Below are 24,136 nucleotides of genomic sequence, written 5' to 3'. Positions count from 1 at the left end.
GAGTCGGAACGGACGAGGTTGAACTGAATCACACAGTCAATAGTTTGGTTTTCGCTTTTAACTGTTAACCTTTAACTATTAACTGACACAGTCCTATAGCTCAGTTGGTTAGAGCGCTACACTGATAATGTAGAGGTCGGCAGTTCAACTCTGCCTGGGACTACCTCAGAAAAAACTTCGCTTTTTATTTGCAGGTTTGAAAGGAAATGACTACCTTTGCAGCCGCTTTGAAAAAAATGAAGCATGAATCTTGGGGGATTAGCTCAGCTGGCTAGAGCACCTGCTTTGCACGCAGGGGGTCAACGGTTCGAATCCGTTATTCTCCACTTGAAGGGTTAAAAGGCAAGAGTTGAAAATTAAAAGTGATTTTAACTGTTAACTATTAACTTTTAACTGAAAAACGGTCTATGACATGATGTAACAAGCAAAAAGTAATTTTAGTACGAAAGCTAAAAGTATATATCATCCCGCACCCGTTGAAAAACGGAGTGTGCACGTGATAAGGAAAGTAGGAAAGGGCGCATGGCGGATGCCTTGGCTCTCGGAGGCGATGAAGGACGTGATAAGCTGCGATAAGCCGCGGGGAGGTGCAAATAACCTTTGATCCGCGGATTTCCGAATGGGACAACCCGTTATCTTGAAGAGATAACATCCATCTTCAGATGGANCAGCAATGGTTGGTAGGGGAGCATTCCATTCAGCGTCGAAGGCGTGGCGTGAGCCACTCTGGAGCGTATGGAAAAGCAAATGTAGGTATAAGTAACGATAAAGGGGGTGGGAAACCCCCTCGCCGAAAGACTAAGGTTTCCTGATCAACGCTAATCGGATCAGGGTAAGTCGGGTCCTAAGGCTCANTAGCCCAAACCTCAGATGTTACGGCATCTGAGGGGTTGTAGGACCGCGACATCGCAAGAAATCTCGTGAATGGAACTGTTTGGAAAATCAGACCGAAGACGGTGAGAGTCCGGTACATGAAGCGAGAGGAAGCGTAGCGGTATCCTGAGTAGCGCGGGACACGAGGAATCCTGCGTGAATCCGCCGGGACCATCCGGCAAGGCTAAATACTCCCGAGAGACCGATAGCGAACCAGTACCGTGAGGGAAAGGTGAAAAGCACTTCGAACAGAAGAGTGAAAGAGTACCTGAAACCGTGCGCCTACAAGCGGTCGGAGCGCGCAANTTGAGACGGGCACGCCAGTGTTCGTGGAGCCGCTGTTGAAATACGACCCTTCGTTTGTTTGAGTTCTAACTCCAGGCAGGAGGACATTGCTTGGTGGGTAGTTTGACTGGGGTGGTCGCCTCCAAAAGCGTAACGGAGGCTTCTAAAGGTGCCCTCAGGACGATCGGTAACCGTCCGCAGAGTGTAATGGCATAAGGGCGCTTGACTGGGAGACAGACAAGTCGAGCAGGTAGGAAACTAGAGCATAGTGATCCGGTGTTTCCGTATGGAAGGGACATCGCTCAAAGGATAAAAGGTACTCCGGGGATAACAGGCTGATCCCTCCCAAGAGCTCATATCGACGGAGTGGTTTGGCACCTCGATGTCGGCTCGTCACATCCTGGGGCTGGAGAAGGTCCCAAGGGTTGGGCTGTTCGCCCATTAAAGTGGCACGCGAGCTGGGTTCAGAACGTCGTGAGACAGTTCGGTCTCTATCTATCGTGGGCGTATGAAATTTGCGTGGCTCTGACACTAGTACGAGAGGACCGTGTTGGACCGACCTCTGGTTTACCGGTTGTGCCGCCAGGCGCATCGCCGGGTATCTAAGTCGGGATCGGATAAGCGCTGAAAGCATCTAAGTGCGAAGCCGGCCACAAGATTAGATTTCTCAGGGTCGTTGAAGACGACAACGTTGATAGGATGCAGGTGTAAAGCTGGAGACAGCAAAGCCGAGCATTACTAATTGCCCGAAGGCTTTCCTTATCCGCGCAGGGCGGATGGAAAAAGCATCAAAGGATGATATATACGTTCAGCCGAGTGCTGAGATTGCTTGCTTGTGAGTCATGATAAAATATGATTGATAAGGAGAATGGATAGGTTTTCATTATTCATTATTCATTATTAATTGAAAGGATATTAAGGTGACTATGGCGCGAAGGTTCCACCTCTTCCCATTCCGAACAGAGAAGTTAAGCTTCGCCACGCCGATGGTACTGCGTACAAGTGGGAGAGTAGGTAGTCGCCGTTTTACAGAGAGCCTCGAGATAGCAATATCTCGGGGCTTTATTTTGTGTCCTGTTCAGTTCTTTACAAAGTCTGGTAGGATATTCTGTATTGGTCTTTTTTAGAGATATTTCAGTCAAATATTCATGATGAATATAATTGCTTTGAATAAAAAAGTTGCTATATTTGGACTGTGAAAAAAATCTTATATTAGCAGTAAACTTTAATAAATATATATCATCATGGAAAACAAGATTCAAGAGCTAACCGATAAAATCTACCGTGAAGGGGTAGAGAAAGGAAATGAGGAAGCTCAACGCTTGGTAAGTGAAGCTCAGGCTCAGGCGGAGAAGTTGATTGAAGATGCGAAGAAACAGGCCGAATCGATACTGGCCGAGGCAAAAAAATCAGCTGATGAATTGACTGAAAACACGAAATCGGAGTTAAAACTTTTTGCAGGTCAGGCGTTGAATGCGTTAAGGACCGAAGTCGCTAATCTGCTGACTAACCAGACAGTGGAAGAGGCAGTGAAAGGTTTTACTACGGACAAAGAATTCCTTTATAAATTTATTTTGACATTGGCTGAAAAATGGTCTGCCAATGAGCCTATTGAAATCTCAGTGAAAGATGCGGAGGATTTGAAGAAATATTTCACCGTAAAGGCTAAGGCTTTGCTGGATAAGGGGGTTACGATTAACCAGGTGAATGGAATGAAGATGCTGTTCTCTATTTCGCCTGCGGATGGCTCTTATAAAGTGAATTTCGGAGAGGAAGAGTTTGAAAATTATTTTAAAGAATTCCTTCGTCCTCAGTTAGTTAAAATGTTGTTTTAATCCAATGGCATGAGCAGCTATTATTACTTGGTAGCCGGTTTGCCTTCTTTGTCTTTAGACGATGGCAAGCTGAGCTATACCGTTGAAAACTTTAAATCTGAACTTTATCCTTCGTTGTCTAATAAGGACAAAAAACTGATTGATTTGTTTTACCTGAAATTTGATAATATAAATCTACTCAAATTATTAAAGGATAAGGACTCGGGAGTGGACGGGCGAGGAAATTTTTCTGCCGAAGATTTGCTTCTCCTGATAGAGGCCGTTCGGCAGGGGGATGCTCGTGAGAAAAAATTCCCTTCTTATTTGTATGATTTTGTAGCATTGTATCTTCAGAATGCAGGTGAAGAACATTTCGTTGCTGAGGAGGCACTTGCGGCTGCCTATTATGCGTATGCCATGAAATGTGGTAATCGCTTTGTGAGCCGCTGGTTTGAGTTCAGTCTGAATGTGAACAATATCCTTTCTGCTTTTATCTCTCGTAAATATAAACTGGAAGTAGCTCCACGAATAGTGGGAGATACCGAGGTCTGTGAACTGTTGAGAATGTCGAATGCGCGTGATTTCGGCTTGGGCGAGCAGTTGGAGTATATGGAAGACTTGCAACGTATTGCAGAAATGGATGAACTGGTGGACCGGGAAAAGAAAACAGATTTGTTGGCTTGGAAGTGGCTGGAAGACGAGTCGTTCTTCAATTATTTCACGGTAGAGCGTTTGTTTGTCTTCTTGTTACAGCTGGAGATGATTGAACGCTGGATTTCACTGGATAAAGAAAAGGGAAGCGAACTGTTCCGTCAGATGATTCAGCATTTGAAGGAGGAAGTACAGATTCCGGAAGAGTTTAGAAAATAGTAAAAATAAAATAGAATGGCAACAAAAGGAACTGTGATAGGCGTAATCGCCAATATGGTTACATTGACAGTCGACGGTCCGGTGGCACAGAATGAAATCTGTTACATTTCGACCGGAGGCGACCGCCTGATGGCTGAGGTCATCAAAGTAGTGGGAAAAAATGTGTATGTACAGGTTTTTGAAAGTACACGTGGACTGAAAGTGGGTGCGGAAGCCGAATTTACGGGCCACATGCTGGAAGTGACATTAGGACCGGGCATGCTTTCGAAAAATTATGATGGTTTGCAGAATGACCTTGACAAAATGGAGGGGGTATTCTTGAAACGTGGCCAGTACACTTATCCGCTGGACAAGGAGAAGAAATGGTTATTCAAACCCATTGTGAAAGCCGGTGATGAAGTGGGCCCTTCTGCTTGGTTGGGCGAAGTGGAAGAGAACCATCAGCCATTGAAGATTATGGTACCTTTCCAGCTTCAGGGCACTTATAAGGTGAAATCCATTGTAGCGGAAGGTGAATATACGATAGAAGATACAGTCGCAGTCTTGACGGATGCGGAAGGCAACGAGATTCCGGTGAATATGATTCAGAAATGGCCGGTGAAGAAGGCGATGACCAATTATAAGGAGAAGCCGCGTCCATATAAATTGCTGGAAACGGGTGTACGTGTCATTGATACGATGAACCCGATTGTGGAAGGAGGTACGGGATTTATTCCGGGACCGTTTGGTACAGGAAAGACGGTGCTTCAGCACGCGATTTCCAAACAGGCTGAGGCGGATATCGTGATTATTGCAGCTTGTGGTGAACGTGCCAATGAGGTAGTGGAAATCTTTACAGAGTTCCCGGAGCTGGTAGACCCGCATACAGGACGGAAGCTGATGGAGCGTACAATTATCGTGGCCAATACTTCCAATATGCCGGTAGCTGCCCGTGAAGCATCTGTGTATACGGCTATGACGATGGCTGAATTTTATCGTGCCATGGGACTGAAGGTCTTGTTGATGGCCGACTCTACTTCTCGTTGGGCACAAGCTTTGCGTGAGATGTCCAACCGTATGGAGGAACTTCCCGGACCGGATGCGTTCCCGATGGACCTTTCTGCCATTATCTCCAACTTTTACGGTCGTGCGGGATTTGTACACCTGAACAATGGACAGACGGGTTCTATTACTTTTATCGGTACGGTATCACCGGCCGGAGGTAACTTGAAGGAACCAGTGACCGAAAATACGAAGAAGGTGGCCCGCTGTTTTTACGCTTTGGAGCAGGAACGTGCCGACCGTAAGCGTTATCCGGCTGTAAACCCGATTGATTCTTATTCAAAGTATCTGGAATATCCTGAATTTGAGTCCTATATCACAGAGCATATCAATGGAGAATGGATTGGCAAGGTGACAGAACTGAAGACTCGTCTGTTGCGTGGTAAGGAAATCGCCGAGCAGATTAACATCTTGGGTGATGACGGTGTACCGGTGGAATATCATGTGATTTTCTGGAAATCGGAACTGATTGACTTTGTGATTTTGCAGCAGGATGCGTTTGACGAGGTGGATGCAGTGACTCCGATGGAACGTCAGGAAGAAATCGTGAATATGGTGATTGATATTTGTCATACGGATTTCAGCTTCGACAATTTTGTGGAAGTAATGGACTACTTCAAGAAGATGATCAATATCTGCAAGCAGATGAACTATTCACCGTTCCGTTCTCCTCAGTACACGGAGTTCCGGAAACAGTTGCAGGATTTGGTGGATGAACGAAAAGTAAAATAAGTGAAATCAATAAATGGGTAGAAAATGGCGACAAAAGCTTTTCAAAAAATATATACAAAGATTAGCCAGATAACCAAGGCCACTTGTTCGCTGAAAGCGACGGGGGTAGGTTATGATGAACTGGCTATGGTAAACGGCAAGCTGGCGCAGGTGGTGAAGATTGCCGGAGATGAGGTGACCCTGCAGGTCTTTGAAGGTACGGAAGGTATTCCGACCAATGCAGAGGTCGTTTTCTTAGGTAAGTCTCCTACACTGAAAGTGAGCGAGCAGCTGGCCGGACGTTTCTTCAATGCTTTCGGTGAACCGATTGACGGAGGACCGGAGGTGGAAGGTATGGAAGTGGAAATCGGGGGTCCGTCGGTGAATCCGGTCCGTCGTAAGCAGCCTTCAGAGCTGATTGCAACGGGTATTGCCGGTATCGACCTCAACAATACGCTGGTGTCCGGACAGAAGATTCCGTTCTTTGCCGACCCAGACCAGCCTTTCAATCAGGTAATGGCCAATGTGGCCCTGCGTGCGCAGACCGATAAGATTATTTTGGGTGGTATGGGTATGACAAACGATGACTACCTTTATTTTAAGAATGTATTCTCGAACGCAGGTGCTCTCGATCGTATCATCAGTTTTGTGAATACCACGGAGAATCCGCCGGTAGAACGTCTGCTGATTCCGGATATGGCATTGACTGCTGCCGAATATTTTGCAGTGGAGCACAATGAAAAGGTATTGGTATTGCTGACGGATATGACTTCGTATGCCGATGCGTTGGCTATCGTGTCCAACCGTATGGACCAGATTCCGTCGAAGGATTCTATGCCGGGTTCACTTTATTCCGACTTGGCGAAAATTTACGAAAAAGCTGTACAGTTCCCGAGTGGAGGGTCTATCACGATTATTGCGGTGACCACCCTTTCGGGAGGAGATATTACGCATGCAGTGCCGGATAATACAGGTTACATCACGGAAGGTCAGCTCTTCTTGCGTCGTGACAGCGACATTGGTAAGGTAATTGTCGATCCGTTCCGTTCATTGTCACGTTTGAAACAGCTGGTAAGCGGTAAGAAGACCCGTAAAGATCATCCGCAGGTGATGAATGCCGCCGTACGTCTGTATGCCGATGCAGCCAATGCCAAGACCAAGATGGAAAACGGTTTCGACCTGACCAATTACGATGAACGTGCGTTGGCTTTTGCCAAGGATTATGCCAACCAGTTGCTGGCCATCGATGTGAACCTGAACACGACCGAAATGTTGGATGTGACTTGGGGACTGTTCCGGAAATATTTCAAGCCGGAAGAGGTGAACATCAAGAAAGAATTCGTAGATCAGTATTGGAAGAAATAAAAATATAAGACTTTAAAATGGCAATAAAATTTCAGTATAACAAGACCTCTTTGCAACAGCTTGAAAAGCAGTTGAAGGTCCGTGTGCGTACGCTCCCTATCATTAAGAATAAGGAGAGTGCCTTGCGCATGGAAGTGAAACGCTGTAAGGAAGAAGCTGCCGGGCTGGAGGAACGACTGGAAGCGCAAATCTCCTCATACGAGCACATGCATGCCCTTTGGAATGAGTTTGATGCCTCATTGGTAAGGGTAAAAGATGTGCATCTGGGTGTGCGGAAGATTGCAGGTGTCCGTGTTCCGTTGCTGGATGAGGTGGAGTTTGATATCCGGCCATTTAGCTTATTCTGTAGCCCGAAGTGGTATGCCGACGGTATTCATCTGTTGAAGAAACTTGCCGAAACAGCTATCGAAAGAGAGTTTACGCTTGCTAAACTCGATTTGTTGGAACATGCACGAAAGAAAACCACTCAGAAGGTGAACTTGTTTGAAAAGGTGCAGATACCGGGTTATCAGGATGCGCTGCGGAAAATCAAACGCTTTATGGAAGATGAGGAGAACTTGTCAAAATCCTCTCAGAAGATTTTGAAGTCTATTCAGGAGAAAAGAAAGGAGGCGGAAGTATGATTGCAAAAATGACAAAGGTTACTTTTTTGGTGTACCATAAAGAGTATGATTGTTTTTTGAAAAGTATCCGTGACCTGGGAGTCGTACATGTGGTGACAAAGGCACAAGGAGGGGCCGAGAATGCTTCCTTACAGGAAAGTATCCGCTTGTCGGCCCGATATGCTTCTGCCATCAAATTGTTGCAGGGAATGGGAGTGCCTTCTGTTGAAGCCTGTGAAGGGAACGCGGATAGTGGAGAACAAGCTTTGCGGCAAACGGAAGAATTGCTTCATCAGTCACAGCAACTTGCCCATCGCCTTCAGGCGGTGGAAAAAGAGACGGCCGTATTGGAACCATGGGGCGATTTCGACCCTCAAAATATTTCCCGCTTACAGGCTGCCGGTTATCAGACAGGTTTTTATATCTGTTCGGAAAAGCAGTTCAAGCCGGAATGGACGGACTTGTATCATGCTACGGTCATTAACCGGGTTGGTTCGAAACTCTATTTTGTAACGATTACGAAAGGTGATGCTGTGCTGGAACTGGAAGTGGAAACAGCCAAGTTACCGGAAAATTCACTTTCCGTCTTGCAACAAACCGTCACCGATTTGAAGGCGCAGCAGGAAACGCTTCAAAATAAATTGAAGGAACTGGCCGGAACTGTAATTCCGGATTTGCAGGCTGCCCAGCATCGGGTACATTCGCAGATTGAGTTCTCGAAGGTAGTATTGAGTACCGACGTATTGGCCGACAATAAGCTGATGTTGCTGGAAGGATGGATTCCAACGGAGCGTGTAGCGGAAATGACCGAGTATCTCCGTTCGCAGGAAGTCTATTATGAGACAGCTGCCCCTGTACCGGGAGATGATGTACCTATCCTTTTGGAGAATAAAGGTTTCTTCCGGTTGTTTGAGCCGATTATGCGGCTGTATATGTTGCCGAAGTACAACGAACTGGACTTGACACCGTTCTTTGCTCCGTTCTTTATGCTGTTTTTCGGTCTCTGCCTGGGAGATTCCGGATATGGCTTGTTCATGTTGCTGGCCGTTACATTGTATCGTTTGTTTGCCAAGAAACTAAGCGTATCCATGAAGCCGATTCTGACTTTGGTGCAGATTCTGGGCGCTTCGACCATGGTGTGCGGTTTGCTGACGGGTACCTGTTTCGGATTTAATCTGTATGATATCCAACTGCCGTTTTTCCAGACTTTGAAAGAATCCATTTCGCTGGATAACCAGCAGATGTTCAATCTTTCACTGATTTTGGGAGGAGTGCAGATTATTTTCGGTATGATTTTGAAAGCTGTTAATCAGACCATTCAGTTTGGTGTGAAATATGCCATTTCCACTATCGGATGGATTTTGATTCTGGTCAGCACGGCGGTTGCTTTTGCGGCTCCGGGCGTAATGGCAATGGGAGGTACGCTGCATCTGGTCTTTCTGGGTATTGGCGTACTGATGGCTTATCTGTATAATAGTCCGGATAAGAATGTGTTTGTCAATATCGGTTTAGGGCTGTGGGACAGCTACAATATGGCTACCGGCTTGCTGGGTGATGTCTTGTCGTATGTCCGTCTGTTTGCTTTGGGCCTTTCCGGTGGCATTCTGGCCAGTGTATTCAACAGTCTGGCTGTCGGAATGAGCCCGGACAATGTGATTGCCGGTCCTATCGTCATGGTACTGATATTTGTCATCGGCCATGCCATCAATATCTTTATGAATGTGTTGGGTGCCATGGTGCATCCGATGCGTCTGACCTTCGTGGAATTCTTCAAGAATGCTGGGTACGAAGGAGGAGGAAAGGAATATAAACCTTTCAAGAATTAATATAACAAAGTAATTAAAAACTAAAAAACAAATAATTATTATGGAAATGAATCTTTTGATTGCCTACATTGGCATTGCGATTATGGTTGGTTTGTCAGGTATCGGTAGTGCGTATGGTGTAACCATTGCAGGTAATGCATCCATTGGTGCGCTGAAAAAGAACGACAGTGCTTTTGGTAACTTTCTGGTATTGACCGCGCTTCCAGGTACACAGGGTCTGTACGGTTTTGCCGGTTACTTTATGTTCCAAAGTATTTTTGGAGTATTGACTCCGGAAATCACAGCCATTCAGGCTTGTGCCGTATTGGGCTCAGGTATTGGCTTGGGATTGGTAGCCTTGTTCTCTGCTATCCGTCAGGGACAGGTTTGTGCCAACGGTATCGCAGCCATCGGTCAAGGACACAACGTGTTTGGTAATACTTTGATTTTGGCTGTATTCCCTGAATTGTATGCCATTGTAGCTTTGGCTGCTACCTTCTTGATGGGTTCTGCTTTAGCTTAAAAATTAATTAATCGTTACATTTCCCCGTGGTATGGTCTGGCTGTATCACGGGGAAATTTTTTTGAAATTTCTGCTACATTTACAAATCTATTATCTATTTGATATTCATGTTATTATAATGCTTCTTGTTAGAAGGTACTGACAGAATCCCCACTGTGACCATAAAAAATTTCGTTTTTTTCTTCCGTTTCAATATTTTTTGTATCTTCGCGGTTGATTTAGAAGATATTAAAGACGATGATGAAACAGCTACTAACACCTGATTATATTTTCGAATCTAGTTGGGAAGTATGTAATAAAGTGGGTGGCATCTACACTGTATTGTCTACAAGAGCAAAGACCTTGCAGAATACTTTCCCTGATCGAATCTTTTTTATAGGGCCAGATGTCTGGCTGGGTAAAGAGAATCCTCTGTTTGTGGAGGAACCTAAACTTCTTCAGGCATGGAGGGAACATGCAATCAAAAAAGATGGGTTGAATATTCGTGTGGGACGCTGGAATGTTCCTGGAAACCCCATTGCAATTCTAGTGGATTTTACTCCTTTTTATAAGGACAAAAATGATATTTATACGCAAGCATGGCTTGACTTTCATGTAGATTCTCTGCATGCTTATGGGGATTATGATGAAGCTTCCATGTTTTCATACGCAGCCGGGAAAGTCGCCGAAAGTTTCTATAGGTATAATCTGACAATGACCGATAAGGTGATTTATCAGGCCCATGAATGGATGACAGGACTGGGGGCACTCTATCTGCAGAAACATGTACCGGAAATAGCCACAATCTTTACTACACACGCAACTACCATCGGACGTTCCATTGCCGGAAACAATAAACCTCTCTATGATTACTTATTCGCTTATAACGGTGACCAGATGGCCCGTGAACTGAATGTGGAGTCCAAGCATTCCATTGAGAAGCAGACTGCGCATTATGTGGATTGCTTTACGACGGTGAGCGATATTACGAACAATGAATGCAAGGAATTACTGGAGAAGGAAGCCGATGTGGTGTTGATGAATGGTTTTGAGGACGATTTCGTTCCGAAAGGTGAAATGTTCGGGAAGAAACGGAAGTATGCAAGAGCCTTGCTTTTGAATTTGGCCAACAAGCTGTTGGGTACCCATTTGGATGATGACACATTGATTGTGGCAACCAGCGGGCGTTATGAGTTTAAGAATAAAGGAATCAATGTGTATTTGGAAGCCTTGAACCGTTTGACACGTGAAAAGAACCTGACGCGTGAAGTTTTGGCTTTTGTCAATGTGCCGGGCTGGGTAGGCGAGGCGCGTGAAGACCTGAAGCAGCGTCTGGAAAGCGACCAAGAATACGATACTCCGTTGGAATGTCCTTTCATTACGCATTGGTTGCACAATATGAGTCACGACCAAGTATTGGATATGCTGAAGTATCTGAATATGTCCAATGCAGCAGATTCAAAAGTGAAAGTCATTTTTGTACCTTGCTATTTGAATGGAAAGGATGGCATTCTGAACGAAGGCTATTATGATTTGGTAATTGGGGCAGACATGAGTGTCTATCCTTCTTATTATGAACCTTGGGGATATACTCCGTTGGAAAGTGTGGCATTCAAAGTGCCTGCCATCACTACGGACTTGGCCGGATTTGGCTTGTGGGTAAATTCCTTGAAAGGACATCCCGGAACATTGCAGGATGGGGTAAAAGTGATTCACCGTACTGATTACAATTATTCAGAAGTGGCAGATGTGATTCGAGATACCATTACAGAATTCTCCAACCTTCCGGAATCTGAAATTGAAGTGATTCGTGAAAACGCGTCCGGGATTGCGGAAAAGGCATTATGGAAACATTTTATCCGCTATTATTATGAAGCGTATGACATCGCTTTGCGTAAGGCAAAAGAACGTTGCACCTCTTATAAAAAATGAACTATATAAAATATTAGTGATATGAAAATCAAGACAAACTATGCTAATACTCCTGTGTGGAGGGAAATTAATGTGAAATCCCGTATTCCGGAATCATTGAAGATGCTGGAAGTGATGGCTCGCAACATTTGGTGGGCATGGAATGACGATGCCACTGAAATGTTCAAAGAACTGGATCCGGAATTATGGCGCGCTGTAGGGCAGAATCCGGTTGCCTTGTTGGAACGTTTGAACTACGAGAAACTGGAGGCATTGTCTGTAGATAAGGAAATGCTGGGCAAGATTAATGCAATTTATGATAGATTCACCGAATATATGTCTGCAAAGCCGGATAAAAGTCGTCCGTCTGTCGCTTACTTCTGTATGGAGTATGGTTTGACTCACGTACTGAAAATTTATTCCGGTGGTTTGGGTATCTTGGCTGGTGACTACTTGAAAGAGGCTTCAGACAGCAACGTAGACATGTGTGGTGTCGGTTTCTTGTATCGTTACGGTTATTTCACTCAGAGCCTTTCAATGGACGGACAGCAGATTGCCAACTACGAGGCACAGAATTTCGGCAGTCTGCCGTTGGAACGTGTGAAAGATGAAAACGACCAGCCGATGGTATTGGATGTACCGTATTTGAACTATTACGTACATGCATACGTATGGAGAGTCAATGTGGGTCGTGTACCTTTGTATTTGCTGGATACCGATAATGAAATGAACAGCGAATTCGACCGTTCCATCACTCACCAGCTGTATGGTGGTGACTGGGAAAACCGTTTGAAACAGGAAATCCTGTTGGGTATCGGTGGTGTGCTGCTGTTGAAGAAACTGGGTATCAAGAAAGACGTATATCACTGCAACGAAGGACATGCTGCATTGTGTAACGTACAGCGTCTGTGTGATTACGTGGAAAGCGGTTTGACATTCGATGAAGCATTGGAAGTGGTTCGTGCTTCTTCTTTGTATACTGTACATACTCCGGTTCCGGCTGGCCACGATTACTTCGATGAAGGCCTGTTTGGCAAATATATGGGCGGTTATCCGCAGCGTATGGGTATCAGCTGGCAGGATTTGATGGATTTGGGACGTATCAACCCGGGTGACCCGAATGAACGCTTCTGTATGTCTACCTTTGCTTGCAACACTTGCCAGGAAGTGAACGGTGTGAGCTGGTTGCACGGAAAAGTTTCTCAGGAAATGTTCTCAGGTATCTGGAAAGGCTACTTCCCGGAAGAAAACCACGTTGGATATGTTACTAACGGTGTACATTTCCCCACTTGGTGTGCTTCTGAATGGAAAGCATTGTACAACAAATATTTTGACAAGAACTTCATGCACGACCAGTCTAATCCGAAGATTTGGGAACGCATTTACAATGTGCCCGATGAAGAAATCTGGAAGACCCGTGTGGCTTTGAAGAACAAATTGATTAATTATATCCGCGACCAGTTCCGTGACACGTGGTTGAAGAACCAGCGTGACCCGTCGCGTGTGGTTTCGTTGATGGATAAGATTAATCCGAATGCTTTGTTGATTGGTTTTGCCCGTCGTTTTGCCACTTACAAACGTGCACACCTGCTGTTCACTGATTTGGACCGTTTGTCTAAGATTGTCAACAACCCGGACTATCCGGTTCAGTTCCTGTTTGCCGGTAAGGCTCACCCGCACGATGGTGCCGGTCAGGGATTGATCAAGAAGATTGTAGAAATCTCTAACCGTCCGGAATTCCTGGGTAAGATTATTTTCTTGGAAAACTACGATATGAAGCTGGCCCGTCGTCTGGTTTCTGGTGTAGATATCTGGATGAATACTCCGACACGTCCGTTGGAAGCTTCCGGTACATCTGGTGAAAAAGCCCTGATGAACGGTGTGGTTAACTTCTCTGTTTTGGATGGATGGTGGCTGGAAGGCTATCGTGAAGGTGCCGGATGGGCATTGACCGAGAAACGTACTTACCAGAATCAGGAACATCAGGATCAGCTGGATGCAGCTACTATCTACAGTATTCTGGAAACAGAAATCCTGCCGTTGTATTATGCTAGAAATAAGAAAGGATATTCTGAAGGCTGGGTAAGAACCATTAAGAACTCTATCGCTCAGGTGGCTCCTCATTATACCATGAAACGTCAGCTGGATGACTACTTTACGAAATTCTATACCAAGGAAGCTACTCGTTATCATGCATTGGAAGCCAACAACTATGAAGAAGTGAAGAAAATTGCTGCATGGAAGGAAGAAGTGGCTGCCAAGTGGGACGAAATTCAGGTGGTTTCATTCAACAAATGTCAGGATTTGTGCAACGGTAACGTAGAAAGCGGTAAAGACTATAAGCTTACTTGCGTGATTGATGAAAAGGGTCTGGACGATGCCATCGGTGTAGAACAGGTAGTAACTTACACCAATGCGGAAGGACGCGAATACATCTATGCAGTCAATCCGATGAAGATGGTGAAACGCGAAGGCAATCTGTTTACCTTTGAAATGATAGCCGGTTTGTCGAACGCGGGTAGCTTTAAGGTAGCTTACCGTATGTTCCCGAAGAACGACGCGCTGCCTCATCGCCAGGACTTCTGCTATGTACGTTGGTTCAATGAATAATAACTGTTTATTCAGATAATTATAAGCCATTCCGGATACCTCAGAAGGTCTGGAATGGCTTTTTTTGTTTTAAAAATGCTATGCCATGAAAATATTGATTGTAGAGGACGATGCGGATCTTCGTGAAATCACCACTCGGTCGTTGGAAAAAGAACGTTATGTGGTATCCCAGGCCCCCGATTATAAGACCGCTTTGCGCAAGGTGGAGGATTATGACTACGACTGCATCTTGCTGGACATCATGTTACCCGATGGTTGTGGACTTGATTTGCTGGAAGAGCTGCAAGCCTTGGGCAAGCGCACCAACGTGATTATTCTCTCGGCCAAGGATTCGTTGGAGGACAAGGTGAAAGGACTCGACCTAGGCGCGGACGATTATTTGCCGAAGCCTTATCACCTGGCCGAACTGCATGCCCGTTTGAAAAGTCTCTTCCGTCGTAACCAGCGTGAAGGCGAGAGGAAGGTGACCTATGGCAATGTGGAAATTATTCCCGACCATTTTAAAGTCATTGTGGGGGGGACGGAAATCGATTTGAACCGTAAGGAATACGATATTCTGCTTTATTTTATGTTGCGTCCCGGACGGTTGGTGAACAAGACCACGTTGGCCGAGTCGGTGTGGGGAGACCACATCGATCAGGTGGATAATTTTGATTTTATTTATGCCCAAATCAAGAATCTGCGCAAGCATTTGAAAGATGCGGGAGCTACGGTAGAGTTGAAAGCCGTATATGGTATAGGTTATAAACTGGTAGAAGAATGAAACTGTTTCATCTGGTCATGTGGCGCATGTCTGCCATTCTGGTGGTCATCCTGACGTGTTGGGCCGTGCTGTTCTATTTGGCCGTCATGGAGGAAGTGAACGACGAGGTAGACGATTCCCTGAGTGACTATGCGGAATCGCTGATAATCCGTTCACTTTCAGGTGAAAAGATGCCGGATACGAGTAACGGTTCGAACAACCAGTATTTCCTCTATGACGTAAGTGCAGAATATGCGGCCTCGTATCCAAAAATCTCCTATCGGGATGAAATGGTGTACATTACGGCAAAAGGCGAGACTGAGCCTGCCCGCATTCTGATGACCATTTTCCAAAAGGATGACGGGGGTTATATGGAGCTGGTGGTTTACACGCCAACCATTGAGAAGTACGACCTTCAGCGGGCCATTCTGGGATGGATTGTCTTTCTGTATGTACTTTTGCTGCTGATGATTCTGGCCGTCAATGCCTGGGTGTTCCATCGCAATATGCGTCCGCTGTACACTTTGTTGAAATGGCTGGAGAACTATCGGCTGGGAAGCAAACGGGAACCGCTCGATGAATCGTTGCGGATTGTGGAATTCCGGAAGCTGAATGAAGCGGCCAATCTGTTCTCCGAACGCAGTGAGCAGCTTTATGAGCAGCAAAAACTCTTTATCGGGAATGCCTCCCATGAGATGCAGACTCCGCTGGCCATCTGTCGCAACCGCCTGGAAATGCTGATGGAAGATGACACCCTGACCGAGAAGCAGCTTTCGGAGCTGATGAAAACCCACCGCACACTGGAGAATCTGACCCGTCTGAACAAGTCGTTGTTGCTTTTGTGCAAGATTGAGAACCGCCAGTTTACGGATGTGAAGCCGATATGTCTGAACGAACTGCTGCTGCACTATCTGGACGATTATAAGGAAGTATATGCATACCGCTGTGTGCAAGTAAATATACACGTAGAAGACTGTTTTCGCCTGGAGATGAGCGAGTCGTTGGCCACGGTCTTGCTGACCAATCTGCTGAAGAATGCCTTTGTGCATACAAGTGAAGGGGGAACAATCGAACTCACTTTCACCGACTCTTCTTTTGAAATTCGCAATACCGGAGAAGCTCCCCTGGACAAAGACCGCATCTTTGAACGCTTCTATAAGGAAGGGAAGAAAGAAGGTTCCACAGGACTTGGTCTGGCGTTGGTCGATTCCATTTGCAAGGCGTATCGGCTCCGTCTTTCCTATCGTTTTGAGGACGGAATGCATATTTTCACCATTCTTTCTTGATTTTTTGTCGAAAAAAGGTAATTCTTCAGAATCTTTTCAGAATTGCCTCTCATCTTTGCAGTACAATAAATCATTAAAGTATTCATCCTAAAAAAATAGACATTATGAAAAAGTTAGTTTTCCTGCTCGTGTGTGTGTTCACTGTATCAACCGTGGCAATGGCCGATAACGAAAAGCCCATCCAGGTGGGACAGTTGCCTACCAAGGCCCAGACGTTCATCACTACTTACTTTAAAGGTAAAAAAGTGGCATTGGCCAAACAAGACAGTGATTTGTTCAGCAAATCGTACGATGTGATTTTCACCAATGGTGAAAAAGTGGAATTTGACAAATCGGGTGAGTGGACAGAAGTGAAATGCAAGTCGGCCATTCCTTCACAGATTATCCCTGCTGCCATCCGTACGTATGTGAAGACCAACTACCCGGATGCTTCCATCATCCAGATTGAACGTAAGCGCAATGAATATGAAGTAAAACTCTCCAACCGTTGGGAAATTACTTTCGACAGTCAGATGCGCGTGATTGATATCGACGACTGATTCCAGACTATTTCTATGATATGCAGCCCGTTTCTCTGAGAAGAGGAGCGGGCTGTTTGTGTATAGTGTTTTCCTTTGTTTTGGAAGAAAAACCATTGTTTTTGTCATGGTTTTCTTTTCAGGTCTGTTATTTTTGTAGAGTAAAAAATCAAATAGCATGAAAAAGTGGTTATGTGTGATAGTTTGTCTCTTTTCTCTCTATGCCCAGGCACAGGTATGGACCATGAAAGGAAAAGAGCCGGCCGCTCCCGGCACATGGTGGTGTTTTCGTAATACGGTAACATTAGACGAAACGCCTCGTTCGCTGGAACTGCGTCTGGCTGCCGATACGAAATACTGGCTCTGGGTGAACGGTGAACTGCAAGTGGCGGAAGGAGGATTGAAACGTGGGCCAAACCCTTCGGATACTTACTGTGATGTCATTGCTTCACTTCCCGCCCTGAAAGCCGGAAAGAATACCGTGGCTGTGCTGGTGTGGTATTTTGGCAAAGACGGTTTCAGCCACCGCAATTCTCCTACAGCAGGCATCAGCTTCTCTCTGTCCTGCGACGGAAAGGAGGTGGAACCCGATGCAAAATGGCGGATGAGGATGCATCCGGCCTATTATGTGCCGCAAGGAGAGGAGCCTAATTTTCGTCTGGCAGAATCGAACATCGGGTTCAATGCAGCCAAAGACATTCCTTTCCAGTCGCCCGACTATGACGATAAGAAATGGGAGAAAGCCACCGAAATTTCGTTGAAGAAAGCGGGTTGGAACCGGCTGGTCGACCGTCCGATACCGTTCTGGAAAGACTATGGCCTGAAACTCTACGCACGCACCGAGATGCAGGGCGATACCCTGTTGCGGACCTATCTGCCTTACAATGCACAGGTCACCCCTTACCTCCGTTTGAAAGCTCCGGCCGGCAAGTGCATCCGTATCCGTACAGATAACTACCGGGGCGGTTCGGCTCCCAATGTGTTTGCCGAATATCGCACCCGGGAAGGCGAGCAGGAGTTTGAATGCAAGGGCTGGATGAACGGCCACTATGTGCAGTATGAATTTCCCGAAGGAGTGGAGGTGCTCGACGTGAAGTACCGTGAAACAGGATACGATACCTCTTTTGCCGGCGGTTTCGCTTGCGACGACCCGATGCTGACCCGTTTGTGGAACAAGGCGCAACGCACGCTGTACATCACCATGCGCGACACGTACATGGACTGTCCCGACCGCGAACGTGCCCAGTGGTGGGGCGACGTGGTGAACGAACTGGGCGAGGCCTTCTATGCCCTCGACGAGAAAGCTCACCTACTGACCCGCAAGGGGATTCATGAACTGATGGGATGGCAGCGGGGCGACAGCACCATCTTTGCCCCCGTACCGGCCGGAAACTACAAGGACGAACTGCCTATGCAGATGCTGGCCAGTGTGAGCCATTATGGTTTCTGGACCTACTACATGGGCACGGGCGATTGTCAGACGATTCTCGACGTACTTCCTCGGGTAAAGAAATACATTCATGTGTGGAAAACGGATTCCCTGGGATTGGTCGTACCTCGTTCCGGCGGATGGACCTGGGGCGACTGGGGAGAGAACAAGGATATGACGTTGCTGTTCAATCTCTGGTACGTGATTGCCCTGAAGGGATACGAAGAGATGAATCGGTTGGCTGGCGAGTCGGAAGAAGCCGCCTGGGCACACACTACTGCCAACCGCTTGCGGAAAGTATTCCACCGCACGTTCTGGAACGGCAAGTATTACATTTCTCCGGATTATCAGGGAAAGCCCGACGACCGTGCACAGGCGCTGGCTGTCGTGTCGGGTGTCTTGCCCGAAGAACTGTATCCGGTCATCCGTCCTTTTTTCTCCGAGTGGTATCACGCCAGTCCGTACATGGAGAAATACGTGTTGGAGGCCCTCTGTACAATGGGCTATTATCAGGACGCCTTGAACCGCATGAAGCTGCGTTACCGCGCCATGATTGAAAGCCCGCTGACCACCTTGTGGGAAGGCTGGGGCATCGGCAGTGAAGGTTTCGGAGGCGGTACTTACAACCATGCTTGGAGCGGCGGTCCGCTGACCATTCTTTCGCAGTACATTGCCGGCATAGAAACTGTGGAACCAGCCTTTCGGACTTTTCGGGTGGCTCCTCATCCGGCACATTTGAATTTCATCCGTACGCAGGTCCCCTTGTCGGGTGGCCGCCGCATCGTGCTGGAAATGGACAAGTCGGCTCACGGCGGAACCATGTATCTTCGGGTGCCGGAAGGTACGTCTGCCGAAGTGGAGCTTCTTGCCGAATTTCGTAGCTGGCGTGTGAACGGCGAGCCGAAAAGTGAACGGCAGTTGAGGCTTTCTGCCGGAGAATGGCGGTTTGAGATGCAGGCAGATTAGGCCCGTTTTTGATGATGATATGTTGAAGGCTGGGAATCGGGAGGCTTCCGGCCTTTTTTATTCAAACGCTGGTATATTATGGGGAATATGTCTTTACGTTTTCTATGTTTCCCTATCGGGAACCGTACGTTTCCCGGTGCGGAGCCGTATGTTTTCCGTAAGGGAAACGTAGGTTTCTGCCTGAGAAAACGTAAAAAATGACAGGAGGTTTTCGGATGAAGGACTTGAGGGTTTGGAAAAAGGTTGGACGGAATCTTTTGAATACAACTGTAGCTTTTCTCATGCTTAATCATTACATTTGCAGATATGTCACTATTGGTAAGATAAAAGAGCTGCAAGTAGAAATGAAGGACTTGTTGAAACAGGAAGAAGAAAGCAAGAAGGATTTGTTGAATCTGTTTAGGAAGTTAGGGTATGGAATTGAATGACAAAATAGTAATCTATCGTTCGGAAGATGGAGAAACACGGCTTGAGGTCAGAATAGATCAAGATACGGTATGGTTGAATGCCTATCAGATAGCTGAACTATTTGGGCGCGATTCAAAAACAATCCGTAAGCATATAGCGAATGCCATAAAAGAAGAGCTTGCAGGCGAAGTGGTTGTCGCAAATTTTGCGACAACCACAGAACATGGTGCGATAGAAGGTAAAAGCCAGACACATGAGGTACGTTTCTATAACCTTGATGTCATCATTTCTGTTGGTTATCGGGTCAAATCAAAAAAAGGTGTAGACTTTCGCCGTTGGGCTAATAGAGTGTTGAAAGAATATCTGGTGAAAGGCTATGCCGTCAACAAGGCTTTGACCGAACAGCGTTATACTGAATTAAAGCAATTGGTAACGGTCTTGGGCCGTACAGTCAAGGCACAGGAAGCACTGACATCGGGAGATGCGCTTAATCTGGTAGAAGTGGTTTCCGATTACGCTTATGCTCTCGGAACGTTGGACAGATACGATTATCAGCAACTGGCGGTAGAGCAGACCACTAACGAAGTAAAGTTCCATGCTACCTATGAGGGAGCCATGCAGGCCATAGAAGAGCTGAAGGAAAAATTCGGTGGAAGTCAGTGGTTTGCCCATGAGAAGGATGATTCCTTTAAAAGTTCCATCGGGCAAATATACCAGACTTTTGGCGGACAGGAGCTTTACCCTTCTGTGGAGGAAAAAGCGGCTATGCTGCTTTATCTCGTCACGAAAAATCATTCGTTTAGTGATGGCAACAAACGTATTGCTGCCACCCTTTTCCTGTGGTTTATGGCTGGTAACGGTATTCTCTACAATCCGGATGGGAGTAAGCGCATTGCTGACAACACCCTTGTGGCTCTTACGCTGATGATAGCTGAGAGTCGTACAGAAGAAAAAGATATTATGGTGAAAGTAGTAGTCAATCTGATTAACAAGAACAACTATGAGTAAGGAGAATTATAGACGGCTGGGTGATTATATTCGTAAGGTGGATGTAAGGAATCGGGATTTGGGAGTCAAAGAATTTTGAAACTGCATCAACCGCAATGAAACGGGGGCTACAGACTCAATGACAACAATCTACGTCGTTTTTATTGTTCGGATACTTACAAACGGCTATCTGACGAAACTACCAAGTTGTGGCACTATGGTCCCGTAGCCCTTTATCAGGAATTTACGGACGAATTGAAACAGAAAGAAAACGAATAGAGAGATTTCATCCATCTTTTCCAAATTTGCAGTAACTTTGCCGCGCATTTTTGAAGAAGGTAAAAAAGATGGATAACAGTGTGGATAAGAAACGGAGCCGGAGCAACGAGATTGATATGCTCAACGGGCCGTTGTTCAAGAAAATTCTGGTGTTTGCCCTTCCGTTGGCAGCCAGCAGTTTGTTACAGGAACTTTTTAATTCGGTCGATGTGGCCGTGGTGGGGCACTTCGTGGGAAGTGAGGCCTTGGCGGCTGTGGGAAGTAATGCGCCTGTCATCGGCTTGCTCATCAATCTGTTCATGGGTATCTCCATGGGAGCCTGTGCCATTATCTCCAACCATATCGGTCAGCGGGACGACCGGAGTATACGCCACGCCATCAATACGGTGGAGCTGGTGGCTCTGTTGAGCGGAATATTTCTGCTGTTGCTGGGACAGGTGGCAGCCAAGCCGATTCTGACGTGGATGGGAACCCCTCCGAATGTGCTGGACCAGGCCGTGACCTATCTGCGTATCTATTTCTTGGGGATGCCTTTCATCATGGCATTCAATTTCGGGGCGGCGATTCTGCGAAGCATGGGCGATACGCGTCGTCCGCTGTATATTCTGGTCATTGCCGGGGTGGTCAATACGTTGCTCAACCTGCTGTTCGTGCTTTGCTTCCACATGGGAGTGGCAGGTGTGGCTGTGGCGACGGGAATCTCTAATGCGGTAAGTGCGGCGCTGATTATCAGGCTGCTGTGTAGGGAGAAAGAACCTTTCCGGCTGCATTTCAGCAAGATGAAGATTTATTCCACGGAACTGAACCGTATGCTGCGTATCGGTGTACCGGCGGGTTTGCAGGGAATGATTTTCTCCATTTCCAATGTGGTGGTGCAGTCGTCCATCAACAGTTACGGGGCCGATGCGATTGCCGGTTCGGCGGCAGCCGTCAATTTTGAATACTATTGTTATTTTATCATCCAGGGATTCAACGGAGCCGCTATCAGTTTCATTGCGCAGAACTATGGTGCCGGAAGAATGGACCGTGTGCACCGGGTATTCTGGATTTGCATGGGGTCGAGTCTGGCTTTCTGTGCGGCGTTCAACTGGCTCTTTGCCTGGCAGAGTGATTTCTTTTTGGGATTCTTTTCCAATGTGCCGATGGTGCATCACTATGGGATCCTTCGCATGCACCTGGTGTTGGCTTTGCAGTTTATTGCCAGCAGCTATGAGATTGCAGGTTCTTCGTTGCGGGGTATGGGGAAATCGCTTACTCCGGCCTTGCTGACGGTCTTCGGTACCTGTCTGCTCCGAATGGTGTGGGTGTATGTGGTGTCGCCGATATGGAGGGGATACGATGTGCTGATGATTGTGTATCCGGTATCATGGGTAGTCACTGGCCTGCTGGTGCTGACGGCCTACTGGATGACGATAAGGAAAAAGGTGGCGAAAGCATAAAAAAAACAGCCTCGGCTTGAAAAAGCTGAGGCTGTTTTTTTATAAAAGAGTTAATTGGATTATTCCCATTCGATGGTGGCTGGCGGTTTGGAAGAGATATCGTAGCAAACGCGGTTCACGCCTTTTACTTTGTTGATGATATCGTTGGAAACCTTTGCCAGGAATTCGTATGGCAGGTGAGCCCAGTCGGCTGTCATGGCATCGGTACTGGTTACCGCACGTAAGGCTACTGCACGTTCGTAAGTACGTTCATCACCCATTACTCCGACACTTTGTACCGGCAACAGGATAACTCCGGCCTGCCATACCTGATGGTACAGGGCAGTTTCGTTTCCGTTTTCATCTTTCACCTTCCAGTCGCGCAAGCCCTGGATGAAGATATCGTCGGCATCCTGCAGGATACGTACTTTCTCACGGGTGATGTCGCCCAGGATACGTACGGCCAGACCCGGACCCGGGAACGGATGACGGGTAATCAGATGTTCCGGCATACCCAGTTCGCGACCTACGCGGCGCACTTCGTCCTTGAACAGGAGACGCAGAGGTTCGCAAAGTTTCAGGTTCATCTTTTCGGGCAGACCGCCTACGTTGTGATGACTCTTGATGACGGTTCCGGTGATAGACAATGACTCAATGCAGTCGGGGTAGATGGTACCCTGTGCCAGCCATTTCACGTCGTGAATCTTGTGGGCTTCTTCGTCGAATACGTCTATGAAACCTTTTCCGATGATTTTACGTTTGCGTTCCGGTTCGGTCACTCCAGCCAGTTCAGTGAAGAATTTCTCACTGGCATCCACGCCGATTACGTTCAGTCCGAGACATTCATAGTCGTGCAACACGTTCTTGAATTCGTTCTTGCGCAGCATCCCGTGGTCTACGAAGATACAGGTCAGGTTCTTGCCGATGGCCTTGTTCAGCAATACGGCTGCCACTGAAGAGTCTACGCCGCCGCTCAGTCCCAGCACCACCTTGTCGTTGCCGAGCTGTTCTTTCAAGCTGGCCACTGTGGTCTCGATGAAAGAGGCTGCGCTCCAGTCCTGCTTTCCTCCGCAGATATCTACCACGAAGTTCTTCAGCAGTTGGGTACCGTCTTCTGTGTGGAACACTTCCGGGTGGAATTGTACGCCCCAGAGTTTTTCATTCTTTGCCTGGTAAGCAGCGATATCCACTTTGTCGGTTGAAGCGATAATTTCGAAATCGTCGGGAATGGCAGTGATGGTGTCGCCGTGGCTCATCCATACCTGAGAATGTTCGCGGATGCCTTTCAGCAGCGGGCTTTCGTGGTTGAAGGTAGCCAGGTGGGCACGTCCATATTCACGGGTGTTGGCCGGTTCCACTTTTCCTCCGTAGGTGTAGGCCATGAACTGTGCACCGTAGCAGATGCCCAGGATAGGATACTTTCCGCGGATGTGGGTTAAGTCTACTTTAAAAGCCTTTTCGTCGTACACGGAGAAAGGGCTTCCCGACAAGATTACGCCGATAACCGACGGGTCGTCGTGCGGAAACTTGTTGTAAGGAACAATTTCGCAATACATGTTCAGCTCGCGCACACGGCGGCCGATAAGCTGCGTGGTTTGTGAACCGAAGTCAAGAATAATGATTTTTTCCTGCATATTGTGTGATGTAAAATATGTATTCTATGCGTGCAAAGGTACGCATATTTTTCCTAAATCCGATGTGTGCCTCTGATTTT

General features: G+C 46.9%; 16 protein-coding genes, 2 tRNA genes, 1 rRNA gene and 1 other annotated feature. Of the genes, 18 read left to right on the top strand and 1 reads right to left on the bottom strand.

Going from position 1 to position 24,136, the window contains the following annotated elements; translation table 11 throughout:
- Window positions 1–89 precede the first annotated feature (89 nt).
- The 18 genes from BQ7480_RS11260 to BQ7480_RS11170 all read left to right on the top strand — a co-directional run bounded on the left by BQ7480_RS11260 (window position 90) and on the right by BQ7480_RS11170 (window position 22,443).
- Window positions 90–163 (top strand) — tRNA-Ile (locus tag BQ7480_RS11260).
- 89 nt (window positions 164–252) lie between these two features.
- Window positions 253–326: transfer RNA gene (locus tag BQ7480_RS11255), tRNA-Ala, on the top strand.
- 176 nt (window positions 327–502) lie between these two features.
- Window positions 503–1,920, top strand: a sequence feature (23S ribosomal RNA rRNA prediction is too short).
- Window positions 1,921–2,074: 154 nt separating this feature from the next.
- Window positions 2,075–2,185 (top strand): 5S ribosomal RNA (gene rrf / locus BQ7480_RS11250).
- 217 nt (window positions 2,186–2,402) lie between these two features.
- On the top strand, window positions 2,403–2,993 hold the full coding sequence (locus BQ7480_RS11245) for a hypothetical protein (RefSeq protein WP_072542932.1): 591 nt from the start codon (window positions 2,403–2,405) through the stop codon (window positions 2,991–2,993).
- A 9-nt stretch (window positions 2,994–3,002) separates the two neighbouring features.
- Window positions 3,003–3,842 (top strand): DUF2764 family protein, encoded by an 840-nt coding sequence (locus BQ7480_RS11240; protein ID WP_072542931.1) that lies wholly within the window; start codon window positions 3,003–3,005, stop codon window positions 3,840–3,842.
- 15 nt (window positions 3,843–3,857) lie between these two features.
- On the top strand, window positions 3,858–5,615 hold the full coding sequence (locus tag BQ7480_RS11235) for a V-type ATP synthase subunit A (RefSeq protein WP_072542930.1): 1,758 nt from the start codon (window positions 3,858–3,860) through the stop codon (window positions 5,613–5,615).
- A 24-nt stretch (window positions 5,616–5,639) separates the two neighbouring features.
- Window positions 5,640–6,959 (top strand): V-type ATP synthase subunit B, encoded by a 1,320-nt coding sequence (locus BQ7480_RS11230; RefSeq protein ID WP_072542929.1) that lies wholly within the window; start codon window positions 5,640–5,642, stop codon window positions 6,957–6,959.
- Window positions 6,960–6,976: 17 nt separating this feature from the next.
- A complete protein-coding gene (locus tag BQ7480_RS11225; RefSeq protein ID WP_072542928.1) occupies window positions 6,977–7,582 on the top strand; it encodes a V-type ATP synthase subunit D in 606 nt (201 codons plus the stop codon).
- A complete protein-coding gene (locus BQ7480_RS11220) occupies window positions 7,579–9,387 on the top strand; it encodes a V-type ATP synthase subunit I (RefSeq protein WP_072542927.1) in 1,809 nt (602 codons plus the stop codon). Before BQ7480_RS11225 ends, BQ7480_RS11220 begins: the two co-directional genes overlap by 4 nt.
- Window positions 9,388–9,427: 40 nt before the next feature.
- A complete protein-coding gene (locus BQ7480_RS11215) occupies window positions 9,428–9,889 on the top strand; it encodes a hypothetical protein (protein ID WP_022353285.1) in 462 nt (153 codons plus the stop codon).
- 237 nt (window positions 9,890–10,126) lie between these two features.
- Complete coding sequence (locus BQ7480_RS11210) at window positions 10,127–11,800, top strand: glycogen/starch synthase (RefSeq protein WP_072542926.1); 1,674 nt, start codon at window positions 10,127–10,129, stop codon at window positions 11,798–11,800.
- Between the two features lie 21 nt (window positions 11,801–11,821).
- Window positions 11,822–14,389 carry an alpha-glucan family phosphorylase gene (glgP, locus tag BQ7480_RS11205; protein ID WP_072542925.1) on the top strand — a complete coding sequence of 856 codons (2,568 nt, stop codon included), beginning with the start codon at window positions 11,822–11,824 and terminating at the stop codon, window positions 14,387–14,389.
- Window positions 14,390–14,474: 85 nt separating this feature from the next.
- Entirely contained in the window at window positions 14,475–15,152 is a 678-nt protein-coding gene (locus BQ7480_RS11200) for a response regulator transcription factor (protein WP_022353288.1), read from the top strand.
- Window positions 15,149–16,417 (top strand): sensor histidine kinase, encoded by a 1,269-nt coding sequence (locus BQ7480_RS11195; RefSeq protein WP_072542924.1) that lies wholly within the window; start codon window positions 15,149–15,151, stop codon window positions 16,415–16,417. Before BQ7480_RS11200 ends, BQ7480_RS11195 begins: the two co-directional genes overlap by 4 nt.
- 104 nt (window positions 16,418–16,521) lie before the next feature.
- Window positions 16,522–16,956: a PepSY-like domain-containing protein gene (locus tag BQ7480_RS11190; RefSeq protein ID WP_072542923.1), complete on the top strand. Its 435-nt coding sequence runs from the start codon at window positions 16,522–16,524 to the stop codon at window positions 16,954–16,956.
- Between the two features lie 157 nt (window positions 16,957–17,113).
- Window positions 17,114–19,330 (top strand): alpha-L-rhamnosidase-related protein, encoded by a 2,217-nt coding sequence (locus BQ7480_RS11185; RefSeq protein WP_072542922.1) that lies wholly within the window; start codon window positions 17,114–17,116, stop codon window positions 19,328–19,330.
- A 414-nt stretch (window positions 19,331–19,744) separates the two neighbouring features.
- Complete coding sequence (gene rhuM / locus BQ7480_RS11175; protein ID WP_072542920.1) at window positions 19,745–20,746, top strand: virulence RhuM family protein/type II toxin-antitoxin system death-on-curing family toxin; 1,002 nt, start codon at window positions 19,745–19,747, stop codon at window positions 20,744–20,746.
- Window positions 20,747–21,072: 326 nt separating this feature from the next.
- Window positions 21,073–22,443, top strand: a complete 1,371-nt coding sequence (locus BQ7480_RS11170) for an MATE family efflux transporter (RefSeq protein ID WP_072544003.1) — start codon at window positions 21,073–21,075, stop codon at window positions 22,441–22,443.
- A gap of 59 nt (window positions 22,444–22,502) precedes the next feature.
- Here BQ7480_RS11170 and guaA read toward each other — a convergent pair whose 3' ends face one another.
- The gene (gene guaA, locus BQ7480_RS11165; RefSeq protein WP_072542919.1) at window positions 22,503–24,056 is read right to left on the bottom strand and encodes a glutamine-hydrolyzing GMP synthase; all 1,554 of its coding nucleotides are present in this window, start codon (window positions 24,054–24,056) and stop codon (window positions 22,503–22,505) included.
- Window positions 24,057–24,136 lie beyond the last annotated feature (80 nt).

The sequence above is a fragment of the Bacteroides mediterraneensis genome, assembly GCF_900128455.1.
Taxonomy (GTDB): Bacteria; Bacteroidota; Bacteroidia; order Bacteroidales; family Bacteroidaceae; genus Phocaeicola; species Phocaeicola mediterraneensis.
The sequence above is the reverse complement of the archived record's forward strand: the minus strand, read 5'-3'. Positions and strand labels throughout refer to the sequence as shown.